The 24,029-nt window shown below is 58.5% G+C and carries 21 protein-coding genes and 2 pseudogenes; 14 read left to right on the top strand and 9 right to left on the bottom strand.

Annotated elements, in window-relative coordinates:
* Positions 1–7 precede the first annotated feature (7 nt).
* Both PSH86_RS18910 and PSH86_RS18905 read left to right on the top strand, forming a co-directional pair.
* Positions 8–856 carry a helix-turn-helix domain-containing protein gene (locus PSH86_RS18910; RefSeq protein ID WP_305484259.1) on the top strand — a complete coding sequence of 283 codons (849 nt, stop codon included), beginning with the start codon at positions 8–10 and terminating at the stop codon, positions 854–856.
* Positions 857–1,133: 277 nt separating this feature from the next.
* A complete protein-coding gene (locus PSH86_RS18905) occupies positions 1,134–3,488 on the top strand; it encodes a TonB-dependent siderophore receptor (RefSeq protein WP_305484256.1) in 2,355 nt (784 codons plus the stop codon).
* 113 nt (positions 3,489–3,601) lie between these two features.
* Here PSH86_RS18905 and PSH86_RS18900 read toward each other — a convergent pair whose 3' ends face one another.
* Complete coding sequence (locus tag PSH86_RS18900; RefSeq protein ID WP_109753321.1) at positions 3,602–3,985, bottom strand: helix-turn-helix domain-containing protein; 384 nt, start codon at positions 3,983–3,985, stop codon at positions 3,602–3,604.
* Between the two features lie 102 nt (positions 3,986–4,087).
* Here PSH86_RS18900 and PSH86_RS18895 point away from each other — a divergent pair, with 102 nt between their 5' ends.
* Positions 4,088–5,206, top strand: coding sequence for an NADH:flavin oxidoreductase (locus PSH86_RS18895; RefSeq protein ID WP_305484253.1), 1,119 nt, complete (start codon positions 4,088–4,090; stop codon positions 5,204–5,206).
* 477 nt (positions 5,207–5,683) lie between these two features.
* On the top strand, positions 5,684–6,313 hold the full coding sequence (locus tag PSH86_RS18890) for a LysE family translocator (RefSeq protein ID WP_163858039.1): 630 nt from the start codon (positions 5,684–5,686) through the stop codon (positions 6,311–6,313).
* Between the two features lie 42 nt (positions 6,314–6,355).
* On the opposite strand, the gene PSH86_RS18885 is transcribed toward PSH86_RS18890, so the two are convergent.
* Positions 6,356–6,571 carry a hypothetical protein gene (locus PSH86_RS18885; protein ID WP_305484250.1) on the bottom strand — a complete coding sequence of 72 codons (216 nt, stop codon included), beginning with the start codon at positions 6,569–6,571 and terminating at the stop codon, positions 6,356–6,358.
* A 33-nt stretch (positions 6,572–6,604) separates the two neighbouring features.
* Positions 6,605–7,381, bottom strand: coding sequence for an IclR family transcriptional regulator (locus tag PSH86_RS18880; RefSeq protein WP_232199768.1), 777 nt, complete (start codon positions 7,379–7,381; stop codon positions 6,605–6,607).
* A gap of 167 nt (positions 7,382–7,548) precedes the next feature.
* On the opposite strand from PSH86_RS18880, the gene PSH86_RS18875 reads away from it, so the two are divergent.
* Genes PSH86_RS18875 through PSH86_RS18860 form a run of 4 tightly spaced genes read left to right on the top strand, consistent with a single transcriptional unit; the run spans position 7,549 to position 11,053 of the window.
* A complete protein-coding gene (locus PSH86_RS18875) occupies positions 7,549–8,307 on the top strand; it encodes an ABC transporter substrate-binding protein (RefSeq protein WP_305484245.1) in 759 nt (252 codons plus the stop codon).
* Positions 8,308–8,367: 60 nt separating this feature from the next.
* Complete coding sequence (locus tag PSH86_RS18870) at positions 8,368–9,024, top strand: amino acid ABC transporter permease (RefSeq protein WP_134924878.1); 657 nt, start codon at positions 8,368–8,370, stop codon at positions 9,022–9,024.
* A complete protein-coding gene (locus PSH86_RS18865) occupies positions 9,021–9,767 on the top strand; it encodes an amino acid ABC transporter ATP-binding protein (protein ID WP_163858044.1) in 747 nt (248 codons plus the stop codon). Before PSH86_RS18870 ends, PSH86_RS18865 begins: the two co-directional genes overlap by 4 nt.
* Positions 9,764–11,053, top strand: a complete 1,290-nt coding sequence (locus PSH86_RS18860; protein ID WP_305484239.1) for an FAD-binding oxidoreductase — start codon at positions 9,764–9,766, stop codon at positions 11,051–11,053. Before PSH86_RS18865 ends, PSH86_RS18860 begins: the two co-directional genes overlap by 4 nt.
* Here the strand turns inward: PSH86_RS18860 and PSH86_RS18855 are convergent.
* The 4 genes from PSH86_RS18855 to gcvA form a co-directional block, all read right to left on the bottom strand.
* A complete protein-coding gene (locus PSH86_RS18855; protein ID WP_116832773.1) occupies positions 11,019–11,450 on the bottom strand; it encodes an ester cyclase in 432 nt (143 codons plus the stop codon). The two genes, PSH86_RS18860 and PSH86_RS18855, sit on opposite strands and share 35 nt — an antisense overlap.
* Positions 11,451–11,683: 233 nt before the next feature.
* Entirely contained in the window at positions 11,684–12,445 is a 762-nt protein-coding gene (locus tag PSH86_RS18850) for an SDR family oxidoreductase (RefSeq protein ID WP_109753316.1), read from the bottom strand.
* A gap of 37 nt (positions 12,446–12,482) precedes the next feature.
* Positions 12,483–13,310 (bottom strand): DMT family transporter, encoded by an 828-nt coding sequence (locus PSH86_RS18845; RefSeq protein WP_134924875.1) that lies wholly within the window; start codon positions 13,308–13,310, stop codon positions 12,483–12,485.
* 75 nt (positions 13,311–13,385) lie between these two features.
* Entirely contained in the window at positions 13,386–14,291 is a 906-nt protein-coding gene (gcvA, locus tag PSH86_RS18840) for a transcriptional regulator GcvA (RefSeq protein WP_305484229.1), read from the bottom strand.
* Positions 14,292–14,596: 305 nt separating this feature from the next.
* Between gcvA and PSH86_RS18835 the strand changes: the two genes are divergently transcribed.
* The 6 genes and pseudogenes from PSH86_RS18835 to PSH86_RS18820 all read left to right on the top strand — a co-directional run bounded on the left by PSH86_RS18835 (position 14,597) and on the right by PSH86_RS18820 (position 20,999).
* Positions 14,597–14,938, top strand: coding sequence for a GGDEF domain-containing protein (locus PSH86_RS18835; protein WP_305484227.1), 342 nt, complete (start codon positions 14,597–14,599; stop codon positions 14,936–14,938).
* Positions 14,928–16,025, top strand: coding sequence for an ABC transporter substrate-binding protein (locus PSH86_RS18830; protein WP_305484224.1), 1,098 nt, complete (start codon positions 14,928–14,930; stop codon positions 16,023–16,025). Before PSH86_RS18835 ends, PSH86_RS18830 begins: the two co-directional genes overlap by 11 nt.
* 31 nt (positions 16,026–16,056) lie before the next feature.
* Positions 16,057–18,321: pseudogene (locus tag PSH86_RS30665) on the top strand (ATP-binding protein); the annotation flags it as partial.
* Positions 18,313–18,918 (top strand): annotated as a pseudogene (locus PSH86_RS30660) (response regulator); the annotation flags it as partial. The pseudogenes PSH86_RS30665 and PSH86_RS30660, both read left to right, overlap by 9 nt.
* Positions 18,919–19,779 carry a sensor histidine kinase gene (locus PSH86_RS30655; protein WP_370873822.1) on the top strand — a complete coding sequence of 287 codons (861 nt, stop codon included), beginning with the start codon at positions 18,919–18,921 and terminating at the stop codon, positions 19,777–19,779.
* 224 nt (positions 19,780–20,003) lie between these two features.
* On the top strand, positions 20,004–20,999 hold the full coding sequence (locus tag PSH86_RS18820; RefSeq protein ID WP_305484218.1) for a lipase family protein: 996 nt from the start codon (positions 20,004–20,006) through the stop codon (positions 20,997–20,999).
* A gap of 187 nt (positions 21,000–21,186) precedes the next feature.
* Here PSH86_RS18820 and PSH86_RS18815 read toward each other — a convergent pair whose 3' ends face one another.
* Positions 21,187–23,007 (bottom strand): thiamine pyrophosphate-binding protein, encoded by a 1,821-nt coding sequence (locus PSH86_RS18815; RefSeq protein ID WP_305484215.1) that lies wholly within the window; start codon positions 23,005–23,007, stop codon positions 21,187–21,189.
* 68 nt (positions 23,008–23,075) lie between these two features.
* Positions 23,076–23,822, bottom strand: a complete 747-nt coding sequence (locus PSH86_RS18810) for a hypothetical protein (protein ID WP_305484212.1) — start codon at positions 23,820–23,822, stop codon at positions 23,076–23,078.
* Positions 23,823–24,029 lie beyond the last annotated feature (207 nt).

Here is a 24,029-nt window from a genome sequence, read left to right as displayed (position 1 = left end):
ACCTGCTATGGCGAACACTGCTAACAAAGACACGTTTACCAAGTGGGACGTTGACAGCATTTCGCGGCCCGTCGTTGCACTCAGCGCTTCGATGGTCAGCAAGGACTGGGAGCAGGCCGGTCATCAACATCGTAAGGCGCAACTGCTTTACTCCGTGCGCGGTGTCCTCAATTGTGAAATAGAAGATGGCGTCTGGATCGTTCCACCGCAATGCGCCGTCTGGATACCCGGTGGTTTGTCACATGCGGCACGTGGCTCCGGAGAAACGGAGTGTTATTGCCTGTTTGTTGAACCTGATGCCGCCCCGGATCTCCCGCGAGGTTGCTGCACGATTGGCGTATCGCCGCTGCTGCGTGAGTTGTTGCTGAAGACGGCAAGCTTCTCGGGAAACGCAGTCACTGGCGCGCGCGAAGAACGCTTGATCGCAACGTTGTTGGATGAATTGTCGGCGGCCCCCGTGCAGGACCTTCATTTACCGATGCCTCGCGACACGCGTCTGCGCAGGCTCGCCGAAATGCTCTTGGCCGACCCTGCGGTTAAGGTTTCGGTGCACGATTGGGCCACTCGCATCGGTATGAGTGAGCGCAGCATGAGTCGGCTGTTACTTCAGGAAATAGGGATGAGTTTTGGGCGTTGGCGTCGGCAGTTGCATGTGATTCTGTCACTGCAGCGCATGGCCAAAGGAGAGAGCGTTCAAACGGTTGCATTGGAGCTCGGTTATGAGGGCCCCAGCGGCTTTATCACGATGTTCCGCAAAACCGTAGGCAAACCGCCTGTGCAGTATCTTTCCGCCCGCTCAGCCAGTGCTCCCATCGCTGGTGACTCCTCGCACGTGGCGTCGATCCTGTTTCCTTGATGACGTGAATGGCGGCTAATCGGCCCTATCGTTTCTGGTGCTGTATTGCGATCCGCCCCTCCCAAGGCATCGTAGAACGATACCGCAAACATACCTCCCTCATTCCTAATCAAAGTCAAAGTTGACGGCGGTTACGCTCAATTCCGGCCAGAAAACGACCCATCGCGAACATTGGCTGAACTGGAAAATAATCTGGCCATACCTCGATATCTGGCAATGACTGCTTGTTGCTAGATTGCGCGACAACGAATGCTAATCAGTTTCATCTGAGATTGATTTGTCACTTCCGTTCTCCGGTCTGGTTCCGGGTGAGTTCTCGGCCTTCCCTCAAATTCGTCTCTCGACGGTCGGCCGCTGTCTGTTTTTTATTGATAAGGAATGGCTGATGTGGATTTCGTTGACTTACTGCGGTGGGAGGCGCCACTGCGTGCCTCAGCGTCTGGTGAAAAAACCAGTTGCTGCAGCGCTGCTTGTGTTTTTAGGTAGTTCGAGTTGTGTGATGGCGCAGGACATTACTGAAGCTGACGAGAGCACACCGTCTCAGGGCACGATGATCCTCCCATCGGTGACGATAAGCGCGACAGGAACACCCGATGCCACCACGACGGAAGGGACTGGGCTTTACACCACCGGCCAGACCACGGCCGCAACTCGCTTACCGCTGACGCTGCGGGAGACGCCGCAATCAATTTCCGTGGTAACGCGTCAGCGCATGGACGATCAAAAACTGGATTCAGTCCAGGGGGTGCTGAAGAACACGACCGGCATCTCGTCTTACCAATCTGATAGCCAGCGCACGAGTTTTTATTCCCGAGGCTTTCTGATCGACAACATCCAGTATGACGGCATACCGGCCGTCATCGGCGACGTCATAAACGGCAGTGGTATCAGTGACCTGGAAACCGCATTTTACGACCGGGTCGAAATTGTGCGCGGAGCGAACGGACTTCTCACTGGCACGGGCAATCCGTCTGCTGCGGTCAACCTGGTGCGCAAAAGACCAACACCAGAGTTTTCGGCCTCAACCTCTATCAGTGCGGGGTCATGGGACAATTTTCGGGAGATGGGGGATATTTCCGTGCCGCTGACAACAGACGGTCGTGTCCGAGCACGTATGGTGGGGGTCAATAACGATGGTCACTCCTACATCGATGGTTATCAAACACAAAAGCAAGCGTTCTACGGGATCATTGAAGCAGAGCTCACCGAAGACACCACCTTGGATATAGGGTACGACTATCAGAACAGTTCCCCTAAACGACCTACTTGGGGCGGTGTTCCTCTATGGTTCAGCAATGGCTCAGAGGCACAATGGTCGCGTTCCAAATCCATGGCTGCGGACTGGAATCGTTGGGACAGTACTCGGCAAACTGTTTTCGCCGAACTTGAACAAAGGTTTGATAACGGTTGGAAGATCCAGGGTGTCGTAAACCAGTATCGTACTAAGTATGACTCCCAGTTAATGGGAGGTTTCGGTACACCCGATCAGGATACTGGATTGGGCACCTTCCCCAATGGCACTTATCCGAGTGCATTGGCTGGCGAAGGGAAAAGCCGTCAAAACACCTTCGATGTAATGGCGAGCGGTCCGTTTGATTTAATGGGGCGCCAACATGACTTGGTAGTGGGCGGCATGAGTTCCCGATATACCTCGAATAGAGACGATGTCAGTCCTTTTATTCTGGGCTTCACCCCCGGCAATATCTACGATTGGAATAGTCATTTCCCCAAACCCGACTTTGATGCAATGACGTCCATGCCGACGAATACCGAGGTTAAACAGCGCGGCTTCTACAGCACTGCAAGATTCTCTCTGGCCGATCCATTGAAGCTGATTGTCGGCGGGCGGTTCAGCCGGTACGAGATTGACGAGACCGCAGGCGGAGCACCGTTCAATTATAAGAAAAGCAATGAGTTTACGCCTTATGCAGGTTTGATATACGACATTAATAGCACGTATTCCGTATACATCAGCTATACCGGCATATATAACCCGCAAACATCGTTCCGAGATAGCAATGGCAACGTCCTCACGCCTACTGAAGGTAAGACGAAAGAGATTGGCCTCAAGGCTGAATACCTGGAGGGGCGCCTAAATGCGTCTGTCGCATTGTTTGACACCGAATTGGACAATGCTGCACAAGTAGATGGCAATCTTCTTACGCCAGGCGGTGCTCAGGCTTACAAAGGTGTTGATGGCACCAAGTCCCGCGGGATCGAGTTTGACATGCAGGGTGAAGTTTCTTCCAATTGGAATATCTATGCCGGCTTCGCCGCTTTCACAGCCAAAGATGGCAACGGCGCCAGGCTTAATGCACAGGTTCCACGCACTACCGCTCAGATGTTCACTACGTATAAATTACCCGGAGTGTTGGATAAGCTAACGCTGGGCGCAGGCGTCAAATGGCAAAGCCGCTTCTTAAGCAGCAGTACCAGCACAAGGGTGGCGGAACAAGATCCCTATGCGTTGACGTCACTGATGGCGCGTTATGAACTGACCAGGAACATGGATGTATCAATCAATGTTAATAATGTGTTCGATAAAAAATATGCAACGCAGAAAGGAGATTTCGACACTGTCAGTTATGGGGCGCCGCGTAATGCACTGATGACATTGAATTATAAGCTGTAGCTCGTGGGTAAGCGCTGTCCCCCCGTGGAGCTAGATCTCGCCAAGTTATATCTAGTTGCTGCAATTTTTAACTGCAGACGGGCATGACAGCATCGGCGAGTCAATCAAGAGAATCACACCGTCAGGTTTACCTCTGCGGCCTCGTCAAACTTCAACCGGGCCGCTTCAACCTCAGGCAATTTGTCGAGCGTCCATTTATGCAATTCGCGAAATGGCTGCTGCAGAGTTTGACCAAGTGGGGTGATCTCATACTGCACTGCCACAGGCGAGAATGAGATGACCTTGCGCGAGACGAGGCCATTTCGCTCCAGCCGCCGCAGGCACTGTGTCAGTGCCTTCTGAGTGACGCCCTCCAGGCGGCGTTTGATGGCATTGAAGCGGTGCGGGCCATCATCAAGCACCGCCAATACCATCATTGACCACTTATCTGCGATCTGGTCGAACAGCGCCCGGCTTGGGCATTCCGACGAGAAACATTGCGGCTTTAATTCCAGCATCGAAGTTTCCTCATATATACCTAGGCGACTCTAGGTGCCTAATTGACATTTGGTTTACAAAATATACTTATATGGCTTCCAAAAGCAAACGGAGTCCACCCCATGTCAAACCCTGATACCAGCATACTATTTCGTCCTTTTTCGATCCGGTCGCTTGAACTGAAAAACCGGATTGTCATGTCGCCGATGACCAGACAATTTTCGCCGCAGGGCATCCCCGGTGAAGGGAGCGCCGCATACTACCGGCGGCGGGCTGAGGGGCGGGTCGGGTTGATTTTGTCAGAAGGGACCGTCATCGATCGTCCCGCTTCACGTAACGGTTCTGGCATTCCTTTTTTCCACGGTGAAGCAGCGTTAGCTGGATGGAAGAACGTGATCGATTCTGTTCACAGTGCTGGGGGCCGTATGGGGCCGCAACTCTGGCACACCGGCGCAGTGCGTGATGTCAGCGGCTGGGAGCCTGATGCGCCGGTTGAAAGCCCATCTGGCCTCGATTCGCCAAACGAGCCGCGCGGCGTGGCGATGAGCGAAGAGGATATTGCAGACACAGTCGCTGCTTTTGCCAGGGCAGCGGCGGATGCCAAGCGGCTGGGTTTCGATACGGTCGAGATCCATGGTGCTCATGGTTATTTGATCGATCAGTTCTTCTGGGCCGGCACCAATCGGCGTACTGATCGTTATGGCGGACCAACGATCAAAGAGCGCTCCCGCTTCGCCGCCGAGATCGTGTCTGCAGTTCGTCATGCGGTCGGGCCCGAATTCCCTATCATCATGCGCGTCAGTCAATGGAAGCAGCAGGACTTTGGTGTGCGTCTCGCCCAGACCCCAGCACTGATGGAAGACTGGCTGCTGCCATTGGTTGAGGCGGGTGTTGATGTTCTGCATTGCTCGCAGCGACGCTTCTGGGATCCTGAGTTTCCTGAAATTGATGGTGAGAACGGGCTGAACTGCGCGGGCTGGGCGAAAAAAGTCACTGGAGCCACAACCATTAGCGTCGGTTCGGTTGGGCTGGATAACGATGTCACTAACGCCTTCGCCGGCAAGGGCTCAGCCCCTGCAAGCTTGGACCGCCTCGTCGAGCGTATGGAGCGCGAAGAGTTTGATCTGATCGCTGTAGGGCGTGTCCTGTTGAGTGACAAGGATTGGGTCGCCAAAGTGGAAAGTGGCGATTACGCAGATCTGAAAGGCTTCAATCCGGCATCTTTAGCCGAATTGGCTTGAGCCTCATAGCGGAGTGGAGAGTGTGAGACCACACAGGTTTTAGTCTTAAGGCGCAAGAGACCTGGCCTCGGAGGTTGCGAGGTCGAGATCGAAACCTGCTGTTGAGTGCGCCACGGCTGTTTCCACGATCGGACATGTCAAGGCCACTCAACATCCGCGCAAACAGGTGGAGTTTGAACCCGCTGGGAGCTTCAGGGGTAGACAAGAAAACCATGTCCTGATCTTTTGCCTAGGACGTCGACGGTGGTGATCACCATCGCCCACAAATGCATTTGATTTTTGGAGAACAGTCTTGCTCGTCAACGCGAACTCGTTAGCGCCTTATTGCCCAGACTCGGGCTGTTGCCGGCGTTCGCGTTCGCAGGTTTCGGTGCCACAGGTCCTTGGCCGACGGGCTACACAGAACGTTTGACCAAACTTCAAGTGGCTAATTAGAGTGGGTAGCCGTACGAGCGGCCTACTGCCATGGAAACCCAAATGAGCGACTTACCCCTGCTGCTAGCCTTCATCGCTGCTGCGTCAGTGCTCACTGTTACCCCCGGCGTGGACACTGCCATGGTTCTTCGCGCTACAGCGACCGGTGGTCGACGCTCGGCGTTGATGGCCTCTATCGGTATTGCGCTCGGGTGCCTGGTGTGGGGAGCGGCGGTGTCACTGGGGCTCGGCGCCCTGTTGCAAGCTTCGGAGTGGGCTTACCTAGTGCTGAAAATTGTCGGCGCAGCTTATCTCGTTTGGTTGGGGATCAAACTGCTGCTGCGACCTAGGACAACTCTGCAAGGGCAGGGGAACGAGAACATGGCTGTCACTGCGCGTGACGCCTTTATCCGCGGTTTATTGACTAACCTGCTGAACCCCAAAATAGGCGTCTTCTACGTCACTTTTCTCCCCCAGTTCGTCCCGAGTGGTTCGAGCGTTGCCAGCTATTCATTCTTCCTTGCAGCGTTACACGTGCTGTTGACGCTGGCCTGGTTCGGCATCCTGGTAGCGGCTACGGTGCCGTTGAGCAGTTTCCTGAAGCGGCCGGCGGCCCTGAAGGCACTTGATCGGCTCACGGGCGGTGTTTTTGTCGCGTTTGGGCTCAAACTCGCTGTTTCCAATCCTGCTTGAGCCGAATGCCGCATTGCCAATAGCCAGTTCACGCATGCGGATTCAAAGAGCCGGCAGTTTCTGCGTCAGCGGTTGGGTCTTTGGCGTACCCGTGCGAACCAGCATCGGGCCGAACACCGCCAGCAGGCCCAGCAGAATGAGCGGGAAGTACATCAGCGACTCCAGGCCAAAGCGCCCCACGATAATTGTGATCGCGGCGTGCCCCATGAGCATCCCTGAAAAGCCGATGCCCTTAACGATGCCGATCATGACCCGCATGCCCGCATTCAGGCTGTCGCAAAAGTAGATCGGCTACAGGGTTCGTATTGACGAGCGAATCGCCCGCGCGCATTCGATAACCGCGGGCGCCAGCTTGCGTTCGGCTTCCTCCATGGTCCAGCGACTGCTGGGCACGACCACATGCACTGCCGCCACCGGCAAACCCTGGCTGCCTATGATTGGCGCGGCAATGGACATGTCGCCCAGGAACAGCTCTTCCTTGTTTATGGCGTAACCCCTGCGCCGCGTGATCTCGATCTGCTCGATGATGTCGTCGATCTCGGTCAGTGTGTACTGGGTGTGTCGTTTGCGATCGCTGGCTTGCAGGGTGGCAGCGAGTTCGTCGTCTGGCTGGGCACTGAGAAAGGCCCGTCCGGAACCGGTGCAGTACATCGGTATGCGGCTGCCGATGGGCATGTGGATTGGGATGAATTTCGGCGCTACGAAGCGAGCGACGTAGACCATGTCCAGCCCGTCGGGCTCGGTCAGATTGGTCGTCTCTCCGGTAGCCTGCGCGAGCTCGGCAAGGAATGGGTTGGCCACGTCGACCAGCGTGTCGGCGGCCAGGTAGTTGTAGCCGATTTCCATGACCTTCGGGGTCAGCTGGAAGCGTTTGGTCTGCGGATGCTTGCGCACATAACCCAGCTCTTCGAGGGTGTGGATCATGCGTTGGGCGGAGCTTTTGTTGATCTCTGCCGCTTGCGCGATATCCGCCAGATTCATCGTGCGCCTGGATGCGTTGAAAGCTCGCAACACCGCCAGGCCTTTCTCCAATGACTGATTGAACAGGGGATGAGGGGTATCGCTCATATGGAAATCCTTGTTTTTTTGCTTTGTGTATATCGATATTCGATACTTATAAATCTCTTTACGATTTTAGTAAATCGTTTATAGTCATTTTAAGCCCTCCTGCCATTCACTTGGGGCAACCCTTACCGGACTTAAGACAAATAAAAGCGTCCAATGGGAGATACGCCATGCTTACTCGCTTTCGTGCACTCACGTTCGTTGTTGCCCTGGCTACCAGCATCGTTTCAGCCAATGTCGTCGCCGAGCCCGTCTACAAGGTTGGCGCAACCGCGACGGGCATTCCCTTCACCTTTCTCGACGTCAAGAGCCAGAGCATCCAGGGCATGATGGTTGACGCCGCGCAGGCGGTGGCCAAGGCTGGTGGTTTCGAGGTGGAGATCCAGCAGACCACTTTCGCTTCACTCATTCCGTCACTGACTTCAAACAAGATCGACCTGATTTCCGCGGCCATGCTCCGCACGCCGGCGCGGGAAAAGGTGGTGCAGTATTCCGATCCGGTCTTCAGCTATGGCGAGGGGTTGATCGTCAAGGTCGACGACCAGACCCAGTACACCCGCATGGAGGACTTTGCCGGTGAGGTCGTCGGCGCCCAGGTCGGTACCGTGTTCATCGATGAGCTGAACAAGCGTGGCGTCTTCAAGGAAGTCCGTAGCTATGATTCGATCCCGGACCTGATGCGAGACCTGGCGCTTGGTCGTATCAAGGCAGGCTTCGCCGATCGTCCGGTCGTCGCCTACCAATTGGCTCAAGGCACGCAGAACAAGGTGCATCTGGTCCAGAGCTATCAGCCCGTGGTGATCGGGGATGTCTGCCTGATCATGCGCAAAGGTGACAGTGCGACACTGGAGCAGGTCAACAAGGGCATCGCTGCGATCAAGGCTGATGGTTCGCTCGATCAGATCATCAGCAAGTGGAAACTCAACTGATGGTTGCGTCGGCCGCCCGCAACGGCGGGCGGGTCCACTCATTGTTTCGTGGGTAGCCTTATGTTTTTCCAGAATGCCTTGGACTTTCTTCCTATCTTGCTCAAAGGGGCGGCGGTCACTCTGCAGGTGACGGCCGGGTCGTTTGTCCTCAGTTCGCTGATCGGGCTGGTCCTGGCCCTGATGATGGTCTCCAAAGTCCGCGCGATCGCCTTGTTTGCCATCAGCGTGGTGAACGTCATTCGTGGTCTGCCGATCATTGTGCAGCTGTTTTACATCTACTTCGTCCTGCCGGAATTCGGCATCCAGCTGACGGCAATGCAGGCCGGCATCATTGGCCTGGGGATCGCTTATTCGGCGTATCAGGCCGAGAACTTTCGGGCCGGTATCCAGGCGATCCAGCAAGGACAGATCGAGGCGGCCGAATCCTTGGGCATGCGGGGCGCGATGGTGATGCGGCGAGTGGTGCTGCCCCAGGCATTTCGCATTGCCTTGCCGCCTTACGGCAATACGCTGGTCATGATGCTCAAGGACTCGTCGTTGGTCTCTACCATCACCGTGGCCGAGATGACGCGTGCGGGGCAACTGATTGCCTCCTCGACCTTCGAGAACATGACGGTCTATACCCTGGTGGCGTTGCTCTACCTTGCCATGAGCCTACCACTGTCCTTTGCGCTGCGTCGTCTGGAAGCACGCTTCAGCACCCGGAGAACGTCATGATCGAGATCAAGGGCATTCACAAGCGTTACGGCAACGTCCCTGTTCTTGAAGGCATCGATCTGCAGGTCAAGAGTGGTGAAGTGGTGTGTCTGATCGGCCCTTCGGGTTCGGGCAAATCCACGTTGCTGCGCTGCATCAACGGTCTGGAAAGTTATGATCAGGGCGACGTCCTGATCAGCAACGAACGGGTCGACCGCAATGCCAGGTCGATCCACGATATTCGCAGCCGGGTGGCGATGGTCTTTCAGCGCTTCAATCTGTTTCCGCACCGCACCGCGCTGGAAAATGTCATGGAAGGGCCTATCTACGTGAAGAAGGAGCCCCCCCAGGCCGCCCGCAGGAACGCCGAGGCGCTGATGGAAAAGGTGGGCTTGTCCCACCGAATGAATGCCTACCCGGACGAACTGTCCGGTGGCCAGCAGCAACGGGTCGCCATTGCCAGGGCGTTGGCGATGAACCCGCAGGCCATCCTCTTCGACGAGCCGACCTCCGCGCTCGATCCAGAGCTGGTCGGTGAAGTGCTGGCGGTGATGCGCAATCTCGCCAATGAAGGCATGACCATGATCGTGGTCACCCACGAGATGGCCTTCGCTCGAGACGTGGCCGACAAGGTCTGTTTTCTTCACAGCGGCAAGATCGTCGAGTCAGGCCCGGCGGGGGAGGTGCTGAGTACCCCGACACATCCGCGCACCCAGGACTTTCTGCGCCGGCTGCTCAATCACAGTGCAGAGGTGCAGGCATGAATGCTCCTTTCGCACCTCAACTGCCAGCCTCTCTCTGGGCCGCGACTGCGACACCGGCGGTGGAAACGCCGGCGCTGGCTGAAGACAAACACGTGGATGTCGCCATCGTGGGCGCCGGCTACACCGGTTTGGTCACGGCTTTGCGACTGGCCGAAGCAGGTGTCAATGTCTGCGTGCTGGATGCCGGGGAGCCAGGCTGGGGGGCGTCGGGGCGCAACGGCGGACAGGTGATCCCCGGGCTGAAATTCGACCCTGATCAATTGCACAGCAAGTTCGGTACGGCTCGCGCCGAAGCGATGCTCGATGTGGCCGGTTCCGCCGCCGACGAAGTGTTTTCGTTGGTTCGCCAGTACGGTATCGAGTGTGACGCGACCCAGAAAGGCTGGATCCAGCCCGCCTGTTCGGCCACCGCGATGAAGGCGATCGAACAACGCGCCGCACAATGGCAACGCCGCGGGGTCAAGGTGGAGCTGCTGGACCGGGCTGCGGTCAGCCAACGTATTGGCACCGAAAATTACCTGGGGGGTTGGGTTGATCCGCGGGCCGGCAGCTTGCACCCACTGAGTTATGCCCGTGGCCTGGCGAAGGCTGCAATAGGGCGGGGCGCGATGATCCACGGCCACAGCCGTGTCACGGGATTGCAGCGACAGCAATCGGGGTGGACGTTGTCCACTGCGCAAGGATCCAGGGTCAATGCGCAGCGGGTGTTATTGGCCACCGATGGCTATACCGACGACCTGTGGCCAGGATTGCGCCAGACCGTCGTCGCGGCCAACAGCTTCATCATCGCGACCCGTCCGCTCCCACCGGCGATACGCAAGACCATCCTGCCCGGTGGCGAGGTTTGTTCGGACTCACGACGCTTGCTGCTTTATTTCAAGCAGGATGCACAGGGGCGTCTGCTTCTGGGAGGGCGAGGGCCTTTCTCGGAGCCTTCCCGGCAGCGTGACTGGGCGCACCTGGAGCGTTCGCTGAGGGCGCTGTTTCCGCAAGTGGCGGATGTGCCTGTCGAGTACCGCTGGAGTGGTCGGGTCGCCCTGACGCAAAGCTTTCTGCCCCATGTGCATGATCCCGCGCCGGGGCTGTCAGTCCTGCTCGGCTACAACGGTCGCGGCATTGCCTTGTCCACGGCGTTAGGCAAGCATCTGGCGGCGAAGCTGTCAGGGGCGACACAGGACTTCCCGTTTCCGGTCATGCCACTGCGCCAGATTCCCTTCCATGCCTTGCAGCGGCTTTATCTGGCTGCCGGCATCAGCTATTACCGGGTGTTGGATGCGCTGTTTTGAGCGCTGCTTGAAATTGGAGTTGAGCTTCGATCGCGTCCTTGTCGATGACTGACCAGACCTCGCGGATCCTGCCGTCCTCGAACGCGTAGAAGACGTTTTCCGCGAAGGAGATCCGCGCTCCATTGACGGCAAGGCCCAGGAACTCTCCAGTCGGCGTGCAATTGAATGCCAGGCGAGCCGCCAATTTGGGTGGCTCTATCACCAGGAACTCGATTTCAAAGCGCAAGTCAGGGATATCCCGGTAGTTCGCTTCCAGCATGCTTCGATAGCCGTGCAGTCCTAACCGTCTCGCGTTATGAACCACATCCGGATGCACGAAATGCCCCAGGCTTTCCCAGTCCTGTGCATTCAGGCAGGCGATGTAGTCGCTATAGAGGGTTGCAAGGTTCGAGGTCATGGGACTGTTCTCCGCTATATGCCTGTTTCCGCCTTCTGCGATCCCTGGCCTTGTTGCCAAGTGTCATGAAGGTGATGTGCTGGTTATCGATGGGGGGTGAGCCCCCGACGATAAAGGTCGAGCCATGCGCCGTTTGACCCTGTAGCAGTCATTGATATCCAGCGCGTTTGAAACTCTCACCCAGCTTAACCCCCATTTCAGGGGGAGCCGGCAAACTGATCCAGCCCGCCGACTCATTTGCCCCCGGTCACGTCGAGGAATGTCCCGGTGACGAATGATGCCTGCGCGCTGGCCAGCCATAGAATGGCCTGGGCCACTTCCTCCGGCTGGCCACCCCGGCCCATGGGGATTGTGTCCTTGATACGGTCGACCCGCCCCGGTTCGCCGCCGCTGGCATGCATTTCGGTGTAGATGTGACCGGGGCGAATACCGTTGACGCGTATCCCTTCGCGGGCCACCTCTTTGGCCAGACCGATGGTGAACGTCTCCAGGGCTCCCTTGGACGCCGCGTAGTCGATATATTCGTTGGGACTGCCGAGGCGCGCCGACGCCGAAGAGACATTGATTACCACCCCGCCCGGACCGTTGTGCCGGTAGGACATGCGTTTCACCGCCTGTTGGGCACAGAGCATCGGACCGATGGAGTTGACCGCGAAGATGCGCTGCATGCGTTCGAAGCCGAGGTCTTCCAGGCGCGACTGCACGGCCAGTACCCCGGCGTTATTGACCAGTACGTCGATACGGCCAAATGAGCGGTCGATGGCCGCGAACAGATCGGCGACCTGTCCGGGGTCCGCACTGTCGGCCCGCATGACCAGCGCCCGACGGCCCAACGCCTCCACATCCGCCGCCACCGCCAGCGCGGAGGACTCATGGGCAATGTAGCTGATCGCGACGTCATAGCCTTGGGCTGCGGCGAGCCGTGCGGTGGCGGCGCCCACTCCGCGACCGCCACCGGTGATCAGAATCAACGGTGCCTGGGAGACGTTATTCATCGAGGGTACCTCCTGTAACGGTGAGAAAGCGGGTGTATCAGCCAATCAAGAGAGTGCCGCTGACAATCACTGCGCACGCCACGACTCGGCGAGTGGTGAGTGTCTCGCCAAGGAACGCGTAGCCAATCAACGCGGCGAACAACACGCTGGTTTCGCGCAATGCCGATACCGCGCCCAAGGGGGCTTCGTTCATGGCGTAGATGACGATTCCATAGGCCAGCAAGGAGACCAACCCACCGACCAGGGCGGTCAATGTGCCGGGCCGGAAGGAGAATAAGCTGCGGGCGTCGCGCAGGCCGATGTACACCGCCGGCATCAGCACGCCCCACAAGGCGCACATCCACACCGTATAGGCCAGTGGCGCGCCGGAGAGTCTGGTGCCAATGCCGTCGGTGACGCTGTAGGCGGCGATGAAGCAGCCGGTTCCCAGGGCATAGGGCAGGCTGGGCACCGACAGGTTGCGTCCCCTGAAGGCCAACGAAATGATTGCGCCTGATACCAGCGCGATACCCAGTAGCGCACCGGGAGCAATGCTTTCCCCGGCAAAGGCCGCGGCGCCCAGGGTGATCAAGACGGGTGACGATCCACGCGAAACCGGATAGGTCTGTCCCAGGTCGCCGACCCGGTAGCTGCGCACCAGGAACAGGTTGTAGCCGACATGCAGCAACGCCGAAAGCAACCCATAGCCCCAACTGGCAACTGCCGGTGGCTCCATGAACACCGCGGCGACGATACTGGCGATAGCGATGGCGATGCACATGATCGTCATCGACCACAGTCGATCGGTGCCGCCACGCAGTAGCGCATTCCAGCTGGCATGCAGGAGTGCGGCGAAAAGAACCAGCAAGGTGATATGGATAGGCATGCGCCATTTTATGCAGCCCGGCTGCCCGGACTACAGCGAAGTCTCCTCATCGTTTCATGAGTGAATCCTCATGCATTATCCGTAAGCTCGTTGGACTTTCAGCGCCTCGCTGGTCAACCATTGGCGAAAGCTGACGATGTGCGGCTGCGATTCGCTGCCTTTCGGGCAGACGAAGTAGTAGGCAAGGGGGGAGGGGAACGACACATCGAAGAGCCGCACCAGGCGACCGTCGCTGATTTCGGTTTCAACATGCCCGCTGCGCACCAGGGCGACACCCTGGCCGAGCAGGGCAGTCTCGACCGTCATGTTGGTGTCCCCAAACCGGACGCTTTCCTTGAGCGGCAAAAACTCCAGCCCGACTTTTTCAAACCAGGCCTCCCATTTCGGCACCAGCTCGGCGCCATCACGGGTCAGCAGTGGGTAATGCAGCAGTTCGGCAGGGCTGCGCGGTGTCCCGAATCGCTGCAGCAGATCGGGACTTGCCACCGGAAACACCTGCTCGCCGAACAGAAACTCCGAATACAGGCCTGGATAACTGCCCTTGCCGAGCCGGATCGCGACATCGGCCTGGGCGCTGGAGAAATGGATGATCTTGTCCGTGGTGTCCAGCGAGACCAGTAGCTCGGGATGTTGCCGGGAGAGGCTCGGCAAGCGTGGCAGCAGCCATTTCAGCGCGAAGGAGTACGTGGTGCTGACTTCGAGTCGGACTCTGCCTTTCTGCTCTCGAAGATCGGCCAGGGTCGCCTCCAGGCTCATGAAGAATTCCCGCACGATGGGCGCCAGCGTAGCTCCCGCTGCGGTGAGGCTTAACGACTTGCCACGTTCGAACAACTGCAATCCCCAGAGCTCTTCGAGATGCTTGAGCTGGTGACTGACCGCGCTTTGAGTGACATGCAGCTCATTCGCGGCAGAGGTAAAGGTCGCGTGCCGGGTGGCGACTTCAAAGGCACGCAGTGTGGCGGTTGGCGGCAGATCTCTCATGTACAGGGCGTCTCGGCGAGTCATCAGAAATGCGTAACATGAGCGCTAGCTCATGATAGAGCATCATAGCCGCAATGGCCTTGTCGGTCGTTCAGTTGACTGAAATCCTCCATGGCCGCGCGCGAAGCGGGCACGTTGAGACTATGCTGATGGCCACAGCAGGTAGTGCATTGGTTTCAATCGTCAGCCACCAAGGAAAGGAGTCCGTATGTCTTCAGTTCTTCATGCCCGGTTCGACTATCGCAACGACCGAATGAGCAGGCCCGTAACCTGAAGTGCCCTTCATTGCTCTGGACAACCTCCAGATGGTCGATGCCTTGACTTGGAAATGGCAAATGGCACGGAATGCGACGCACCAAACGCTCTGCATTGAGCTCGGAAATGAGGCAGGCGCGCAGGCGCCACTGAGAATTTCCCAGCGGATCGAATACGACTCACTGACCGAACTGCCTCATGGCGCCTTACCCGGCGACCGTTTGACTCCGTCGATTTTCCTGTCCAGGCGCCCCGACGAACAATGGGCGGTGATGTTTCTTGGGCTCGATCGTTTCCACCGCATCAAACATGTCCTTGGCTACCCGATGAGCAAAGACGTCGATGAGCCGAGCGTCAATCCCAAGCGTGATGGAGAACCGCATGAACACTAAACCGATTCGCAAAATCCTGTGGCGCTTCGCCGGCTGCGTGACCGGGTTGGCGATGGTTGCCGCCCATCCAGCCCAAGCTGCCGACGGTATCGCCAGCAGCCCTACCGCAAGCTATAGCATTGCCTTCAGCAACTCCTACACGGGCAGCGATTTCCGCAAGGTGATGGTGCGTAACTGGCAGGAGATTGCGGCCCAGGCGCAAAAGGATGGCTTGATCCGGGAGGCCCCGGTGGTCAGCGCGAATAACTCGGCGTCGGAACAAGCGGCCCATATCCAGGAGATGATCGTCAAGGGCGTGAACGCCATCGTCGTCCTGGCCGCGTCCGACACGGCCCTCAACGGGGTGATCCGCGATGCTTGCAACGCCGGCATCGTGGTGGTCGTCATGGCCAGTCTGGTCACCGAAAGCTGTGTCTATACCGTGGACTACAACTGGTCTGCCATGGGTCGCGTGGAAGTGGACTATATCGCCGAACGCCTCAAGGGCAAGGGAACGCTGCTGGAAATCCGTGGCATTGCCGGCGATGCCACCGATCAAAACATCAGCGATGGCATTCGCAAGGCCGCCAGCGACTATCCGGGCCTGAAATTCGCCAAGACCGTGTACGGCAACTGGACGGCTTCCGTCGCGCGCAAGGAGGTGGCGTTGGTGCTGCCGTCGCTGCCCAGCATTGATGCCGTCGCTACACAGGGGGGCGATGGTTATGGCGCGGCCATGGCGTTCAAGGCGGCGGGGCGCCCTTTGCCGATCATCGTGATGGGGAATCGTCAGGACGAACTTGCGCTGTGGAAACAGGAGCGCGATGCCAATGGCTATGAGACCGTCTCCGTTTCCGCCTCCCCGAGCGTATCCCAGGTGGGCTTCTGGGTGGCCCAGCAGATCCTGGCGGGCAAGCAAGTGCCGAAGTTCGTCGAGGTGCCGCTGGTACGTATCGATGGGAAAGACCTGGACGCCTGGCTCGCAACGATGCCGGTGGGCGGCGCCGCCAATCCTTTCTACAGCCAGGCTTCCGTGGCGGCGATGATCGACGCGGCCATCAACAAAACCGCGCCGTCGGCGCCTTTGCCGGAGGTTACGAAGCAGTAGCGGCGGGCGGGAAGTGAGGTGGCGAGGCGCGATGTTGACATTCAAGCCAGTCAGGGACAGGCCCATTGCCGTCAAAATTGGCCTGGCGGTCGCCGCGCTGGTGTTCCTGATGCTGGCGGTATCGCTCGTGAACCTCTACGGCCTGCGAGGCATGGTACGTGCGGTGGATTCGGCCAGCCATTCCGCGGAAATTCTGGCCTCGGTCAACGGGGCCACCGGGCGGGTGGAAAACTTCATCGCCACCCGCGACCAGGAAAGCCTGTCCCAGGCCGAAGGCATGGTGGCGACGGCTATCGCCGGCCTGACCGCCATTCCGGCGGCAGAAGCGCAATCGCTCAAGGGCAGTCTGGAAAGGCTCGCCGCGGCGATCGCCGCTTTGCGGGCCGCGACTCTGACCATGGATGGCGAAACGGAGAACATGACAGCCAATTACGGTCGGATGCGCGAGGCGACGATTCTCGTCGAACAGGGTATCGCCAATGGACTGAAGGGGCTTGATGCCCGCACCGCTGAGCACGAGGCGCGGGTGAGCAACATGGAAAGCGCCCATCGCATCCTGGATATCCTGCGCAACGGCGAACGGATCATCACCACTAATGTGGCCAAGATGCTGGCGACTGGTGATGGGTCGGCCGCCACCGCGGCGCGCAATGCTGGCGCGGCACTCCCGCCCGTGGTCGAGCAATTGCGCGAGGTGATGGGGGCGCCGCAGGAGGGAGAGAACCTGGAGCAGTTGGCGGCGGCAGCCGCTGCTGCCAGCGTGGCCGTGGAGCACCTTGGCGAGGCGCCCAAGCTCCAGGGAGGCGAGGCTTTGCGGCATCTCGCCGCCGTCGAGGATGTGGTCGAACGCCTCGATGCAATGTTGGATGAAGTGGATAGGCACGTTGCCCATGACGCAAGCGACATTCAAGCCGCCACCGGTTTGCTGCACAATGCAGCCGCGTTGTCCAAGCGTTTCGCCGAGCGCGTTGCCACCCTGGAGGCGCAGACCTTGTCGTTTCGCCTGTCACCGTCGGCCGAGATTGCCAGCTCTGTCAGCGACATCCTGGGCGAGCTCACCCGTCTCTCTCGCGTTCTTCCTTCGTCCGGAGGGCTGAAAACGGAGGCTACGCCGCAGACTGTCAGCGATCAGATTGCCGGCTACCGGGCGGCATTCGCCAGGTTCCATCAGGCGAGCACCGCCTTGAGCGACGCACGCGACCAGGTTCGCAACGAGGCACGCAGCGCCGGCCTGCTGGTTGCGCGCTTCGCTGGTCAAGCGCGCTCCGACGCCTTGGTCCACAATGATCGTGGCATGCTTGCGACGATAGTCGCCGGTACCGTCGCCATCCTGCTAGCCGGCGCCATTGCCTGGAGCACGTCGCGTTTTGTCGCGCAGCCCATCGTGGCCCTGGCCTCGGTCATGCGCCGGCTTGCGGCTGGCGACCTGAATGCCAAGATCGCCAGCGTCGGACGTGGCGACGAGATTGGCATCATGACCCGCGCCGTACGGGTGTTCCAGGAAAATGCCCTGCGCATCCGGGTGCTGGAGGCCGAGGCCGAAGCCGAACGACAGCAAGTCCAGGCCTCTTTGGAGCGAATGGTCGCCGAACGCACCGACACGCTGCACCAACAGACGGAGGTGCTGGAGGCGCAGGCTGTCGAACTCATCGAGGCGCGCAACCAGGCCGAGACGGCTAACCAGGCCAAGAGCGATTTCGTTGCCACGGTCAGCCACGAACTGCGCACCCCCCTGACCCTCATCCTCGCTCCCCTGGAGCAACTCTCGGCGGCGAGCACCCCGCCGGCGGACTGGCGTGTGCAAATCGACCGCGCCCAACGCAACGCACTGCGCTTGATGAACCGGGTGAACGACATTCTCGACTTCTCCAAGGCCGAAGCGGGCAAGTTTGAGTTGTGCCCGACGCCAATTGACTTGAACAAAACGGTCGGTGTGCTGGCCGAGGATGCCGCCATGGTGGCCGAGGGCAAAGGCTGCACCCTGACCTGCAGCATCGATCCCACGCTCGGCACGGTGTTCCTGGACTCCCGACACTTCGAGAAGATTCTGCTCAACCTGGTGAGCAATGCCATCAAGTTCACGCCTGCTGGCGGCACCGTGCACCTGGCCGTCACTGCGCTCGATGGCGGGCGATTTGAACTCGCGGTGCAAGACTCGGGGATTGGCATCGCACCTGACAAACTGCCGCTGCTGTTCCAGCGTTTTTCCCAGATCGACAACTCCGCCACGCGCCACTACAGCGGCACAGGCATCGGTCTCGCCCTGGTCAAGGATCTGGTCGAATTGATGGGGGGCGAAGTCGGCGTCAACAGCGAGCCTGGGCGGGGTTCATGTTTCTTTGTTCGACTTCCGCTGGGAGTTGAGCAAAACACCGTGCCGAGCGAAGTCCGCAATATGCAAGAGCGATCGTCATCGAGCGCAACAAGAACAACCGAGCAGCGCCACCTGCGTTTTGATGACGGCCGCCTTGGCGGTCACAACGACCAAGCTGCGGCGCAAGGCGCAGACGACCGGCCGTATCCGGAACACGCCTCGCGATCCAGAGTGCTGGTGGTCGACGACAGCCCGGAAATGCTTGGCTATCTCAAGGAGCTTTTGCAAAACGATTACATCGTCGTCACCGCAACTGATGGCGAGCAGGCCTGGGCACTCCTGCAGCGTCGCCCCATCGATGTCGTCGTCTCGGATGTGATGATGCCGCAGCTCGACGGCTTTGGCCTGACAGCCAGAATCAAGGCCAGCGCCGGTTTTGCCCATTTGCCCGTGATCCTGGTGACTGCCCGCGGCGGCAGCGAGGCCTGCGTCACCGGGCTGGAGAGTGGCGCCGATGACTATATCGCCAAACCCTTCTCGCCGCTGGAGCTCAAGGCGCGGGTACGCGCGGCGCTACGCATGAGCCAGGTGCAAACCGAACTGCATGCGAAATCCCGTCAGGCGGGCATGGCCGAAATCGCCACCACTGTGCTGCACAACGTCGGCAACGTTCTCAACAGCGTGAACGTATCGGCAGAGCTGGTCAGCAGCCAGATGCGCACCTCCAAAGCCCAGGGGCTGGGAAGGGTGGCGCAGATGATGAATGAACACGTCCATGACCTGAGCGATTTTCTCACCACAGACCACAAAGGAAAGATGCTGCCCGGCTACCTGCTCAAGCTGGCGGAGGTGGTGGCGACAGAGCAACAGAGCATCATCGGAGAGCTCGACCAACTCACCAAGGGCATTGACCATATCAAAACCATTGTCGCCGCCCAGCAGTCCTATGCCGTTGCCGTCAGTATCGTCGAGACAGTGCCGGTCCCGGAGTTGATCGATGATGCCTTGCGCATGAGCGCCGGATCACTGGCGCGCCAGGAAGTGGCGGTGGTCAAGGACATTGACGACTTACCGCTACTGGCGCTGGACCGGCACCGAGTGCTGCTGATTCTGGTGAACCTGATCCGCAATGCCAAGCAAGCATTGAACGGCGTGATCGATCGCAGCCCCAGCATCACGTTCAGTGCCTCTCTCGTCGACGGGCCAGCATTGCGTATCACGGTGGCCGACAACGGCAATGGGATTGCGCCAGAGCACCTGGCGCGTATCTTTTCCCATGGTTTCACGACGCGCAAAGACGGTCACGGTTTTGGCCTGCACAGCTGCGCGCTGGCCGCGCAGGAAATGGGTGGCAGCTTGACCGTGCGTAGCGACGGGGCCGGGCAGGGCGCGACGTTCATTCTCGATATTCCCATCGATGCTGCGCAGAGCCAGATGTGAGTCTCGTTTCCCGCTCCAAGTATTTAAAAATGGATCTCCGAAAAGAGGTCCATTTTTTTGCCGGAATCAAGGACTGTTCTAATTGCTGCGCAGGCGACCGCGCACCAAGTTGTCGCTTCCAAAACTGCGGCTACACTCGATCTTGCTGGCCAAGACGGATCGACGGCAGCAGTGAGTTTTCGTTGGTTCCGTTGAATTATCTATCTTCGAGACAAGGAGCAGTCATGACTTCGCTAGACTCACTTCAGCAAAGACAAATCAATCTTACCCACGCGTACGTGGTGAACAATGCGGCGCTGTCTTCGCCGGATTGGAAGAACATGAAGAACCCATCGCCGAACCAGGTCAAAGACAACATTCTTACGCGCCTTAATGGCTCCAAGGTAGGCGGCGGTTATGGCGTAGCCTGGGGGCCCGCCCTGGTCCCGGATGGCGAGCATGTGGCTCACATCACGGTGGTGCTGGTCGGCGGGCAAAACGAAAACGACATCGTCGTGGTGACGAGTGGGACCCTTGCTGATTCCCTCAAGGATCAAATAGATGACCTCGATATTTCTCCAATGGTGCCGTTGCAGAACCTCATCAAGAACTGTCCAGTGCCGGCACACTTGGCGCAGGGGACTGCGGACGGTGTAAAGGCGATACTGGATCAGGTATCGACAATCGGTGTCCAGGGCACACTTTGCGATTTTCTGGCAAAACAGCGCAGTGGTGCAACGATCCGGTTGGTCGGGCATAGCCTCGGCGGTGCCTTGATGTCGGTTCTAGCGCTTTACTTGAAAGATAAATTCTCGAACTTCAATTTCCATTGCGAAACGATTGCTGCGCCAACGGCCGGCGATGGTATTTTTGCGAGCTATTTCAATCAGCAGATGGCCGGCAATGCGCTACGCATCTACAACACGCTGGATGTCGTTCCGATGGCATGGTGCGCAACCTCTCTCGACTTCTCCTTGACTCTCTATGAGCCTACCAACGTCATCGATGAAAAAATGAAGGAAATGGTTTGCTCCAAAATCGATACCGTTACCCGTAATAACTTGAACTACACGCAATGGGGCATGGGCGGTGCAAACATGGAGCTGCGGCTCTGTGGGAAACTTCAATCTCCGTGCCCAAGCTATGAAGCGCAATCCGGCTATCAGCACATCTACGAATACATGACGCTGCTGGGGTTGCAGCTTGGTGATATCCCGATGCCGCCGCCGTCTGGCAGCTAGCGCACAGTCTCATCGATCAGGTGTTCGAGTTGCAGTTGCCGGCATTCGTCCGGGAAATCACACAGCTGCAACTCGCTTATTCGCAGCGCTAATTTCATCCGGATCGTTCATGACGCGCGCCTCATCATTATTTTCCACATTCGCAATTCTGGACTTGTTTTTGAAGGGTACTGTGACTACTGGCTCCTCAGGGCATGATCGGTAGCTCAATGAGATTCGGGCAGCCTGAGCGAATACCTTCTTCGACAGCTCCCGCAATATCGCCAGCGCGCTCGATCCTGCGGGAAGGGATCCCCAGGGAAGAGGCGAGGGCCAGGAAATCGATCGCCGGGTCGCAGAGGTCCATGCCGATGAACTGGTGAGTGCTTGAACTTAGATAGTGCGCCTGGCTACGAGCGTAGTTCTTCAAAATGTTGTACTCGCCATTGTTCATGACAACGAACGTGACCGGCAGCCGTTCATGCGCCGCCGTCCAGAGTGCTTGCGGTGAGTACATTGCCGAGCCATCACCGACCAGACAGACTACCGGGCTGCGGTCCAGGCCAAGTGACGTACCGACAGCCGCCGGCATGCCCCAGCCCAGGATGGCGCTGCGGGTAAAAAGATACTGGCGGGCCGAATGGGAATCCAGGCAGGCACGGACATGAGGAATCGTGGCGGGTGCTTCGTCGACGATCCAGACGTCCGGCCCGATAGCCCGGATAACCTCGTGGGCAGCCACGAAAGGCGTTGTCACCGGAGTGTTGAATTCGCGGCTGAGGCGAGCGACGACATCGGCACGACGTGTATCGCGTTCCTGGCCCGCGACGTTTCGCAGCGTCGCGATTGCCTCGCTGTGTGGGGCCAATTTCTTGTCCAGTATCGGCAACAGCGCTTGCAAGGAAAGTCTTAAATCCCCGATCAGCCCTAGCGCTGTCTCATGGACCCTACCTAGTTGGTGCCCATCGCCGGTCAATTGGATAAGGCGACAGTGAGATGGAATAGCGGGGCCCTGGGAATATTGATAGCTGATCAACGAATGGCCGCCGAGCAGGAAGACCGCGTCGAAGTCAGCGAACGTCTCCCTGATATCGGAAGCCTTCGCAGGCAGCGTTCCCCGCCACTGCGGATGCGCCGTCGGGAACGGAATATGCCCGGGCCAGGATGGCCCGTAGACCGGCGCGCCGAGTGCTTCGGCGAGCATCACGGCTTCAACTTCCGCGCTCGACTGGATCACTTCTTCTCCAACGATAATCGCCAGACAGCCGGGGGTAATTGTCGCTAAGGCAGTGGCCAATTCCTCAATCATCCCGGTCACGGCACCGCGCTCGATTCGCGATGGCGGGCCGGCCGTTACATCCGTGTGTTGCTCCATCACGTTAATCGGCAGGGAAAGGAAAACCGGGCCGGCCGGCCCCGTGCGACAGTCCTGAAACGCACGACGCAGCAGCATCGGGATGTGTTCGGGATGATGAATTTCCTCCGCCCATTTGACGCTCGGTCTGGCGAGAGCGACGAGGTCTCCGTGGAGCAGCGGGTCGGTCACGCCATGTCGCGTGTCTTGTTGGCCCGCCGTGACGACAAGCGGCGTATTCGCCATCTTCGCGTTGAGAATTGCGCCCATTGCATTGCCGAGTCCACCGGCCGTATGGAGGTTGACGAAGCCGGGGCGACCGGATGCCTGCGCATAACCGTCGGCCATCGCTACGACTGAGGCCTCTTGGAGGCCGAGGATGTATTGGATGTCTGGGGCGCCGGAGAGGGCGTCGAGCAAAGCCAGTTCGGTTGTTCCCGGATTGCCGAAGACGTGGCGTACACCTTCGCTGCGAAGCACTTCTACGAACAGGTCCGCGCCGCGTTGCCCGCAACTGTTGGAAAAAACATTGGAACCTAAAGGCATGGCGCAGAACCTCATCTGGTCTGGAAGCTTTAATTTAGCCGGCTTGCTGTGGTGACTGTCATACGGCAATCGGATTGCCCAAGCTGGCGAATACAGCTTGGTTCCCTCATTGTGCAAAGCATCAACCATTGGTCGGTTCTGTCTCTTGGCACCTGTCTCTCCATTAAGCCGACCTCGCTGTATATCCAAGAGCTTATTTAATTTGCGCCCGATCTTTCCAGTAACTGGCTCCGGACCGAACCGTTACCCGTGGCCTTCAAAATCGCATTGCACAAGGCCCGGGCGACAGGTGCGTAACTGGTCTGGCTGGGCTGTGCGGTTTCGGGAGCTGCGGTGGGATTGATCAGGTGCACCGCGATCTGTCCTGGCAGCCATGAGACGAGTGGCCAACGGGTGCGATAGGCAGGTTTAGGCCGGGTATCTCCGGTGTTCGGAGCAAAATCGCAGGATGTCACAAACGCTATCCCTATCAGGCAAGCGCCTATGAGCTGCGAGCGCACGCGACCAGGATTTTTCAAGAAACCCATGTCCGCGACAACGACCGTGTCATGAATGATCAAGCGGCCTTCGTCGCTCACCTCGATATCGAGAACGACCGCCATGCAGGTCTGCGCGTCATAGTGGGCAGCGATGCCTTGCGCCCGACCATGTCTTGGGGGCTTGCCCCAATGAGCTTTCTCTGCCGCTTCGGTGATGACGCTCCGCATTCGATGGCCATCGACGCTTGATAAGTGCCGAGTGCCGTCGTTCACCGTCGATGCCGGATCAATCAGCGAAAGCAGGTAGTCCCGGTGATCCAGCTTGCAGGCTCGCACCTGCGCGGCCATGAATCGCTGTTCGGCGAACAGGCGCAGCAAGAGGCCTTTTCTGTCCAGGTTGCTGTCGAGCGTCGATTGCCAAGTGAATGGATCAAGAGTACTGACGTGCGCATCAGGATGGCTCATTGCGTTTCTCCTTCCGGCTGATGGCAAGAGGTCCAGCTAAAGTGATGTGTCCTTGGTGCCCGTAACGCTGGCACCGTAAGTGCAGTCATTGGGGGATACTTTAGTGAGAAGGATCTGACGTCAGAGTGACCGGAGGCTGACAGGAACATGTCAGGTTTTCATGGTGTCACTCCGTCACCAGTAATGGGTCGGCTCGCAGGCCTGAAG

The organism is Pseudomonas sp. FP2300 (assembly GCF_030687595.1).
GTDB classification, from domain to species: domain Bacteria; phylum Pseudomonadota; class Gammaproteobacteria; order Pseudomonadales; family Pseudomonadaceae; genus Aquipseudomonas; species Aquipseudomonas bijieensis.
This window is presented reverse-complemented; position numbering and strand designations above follow the sequence as displayed.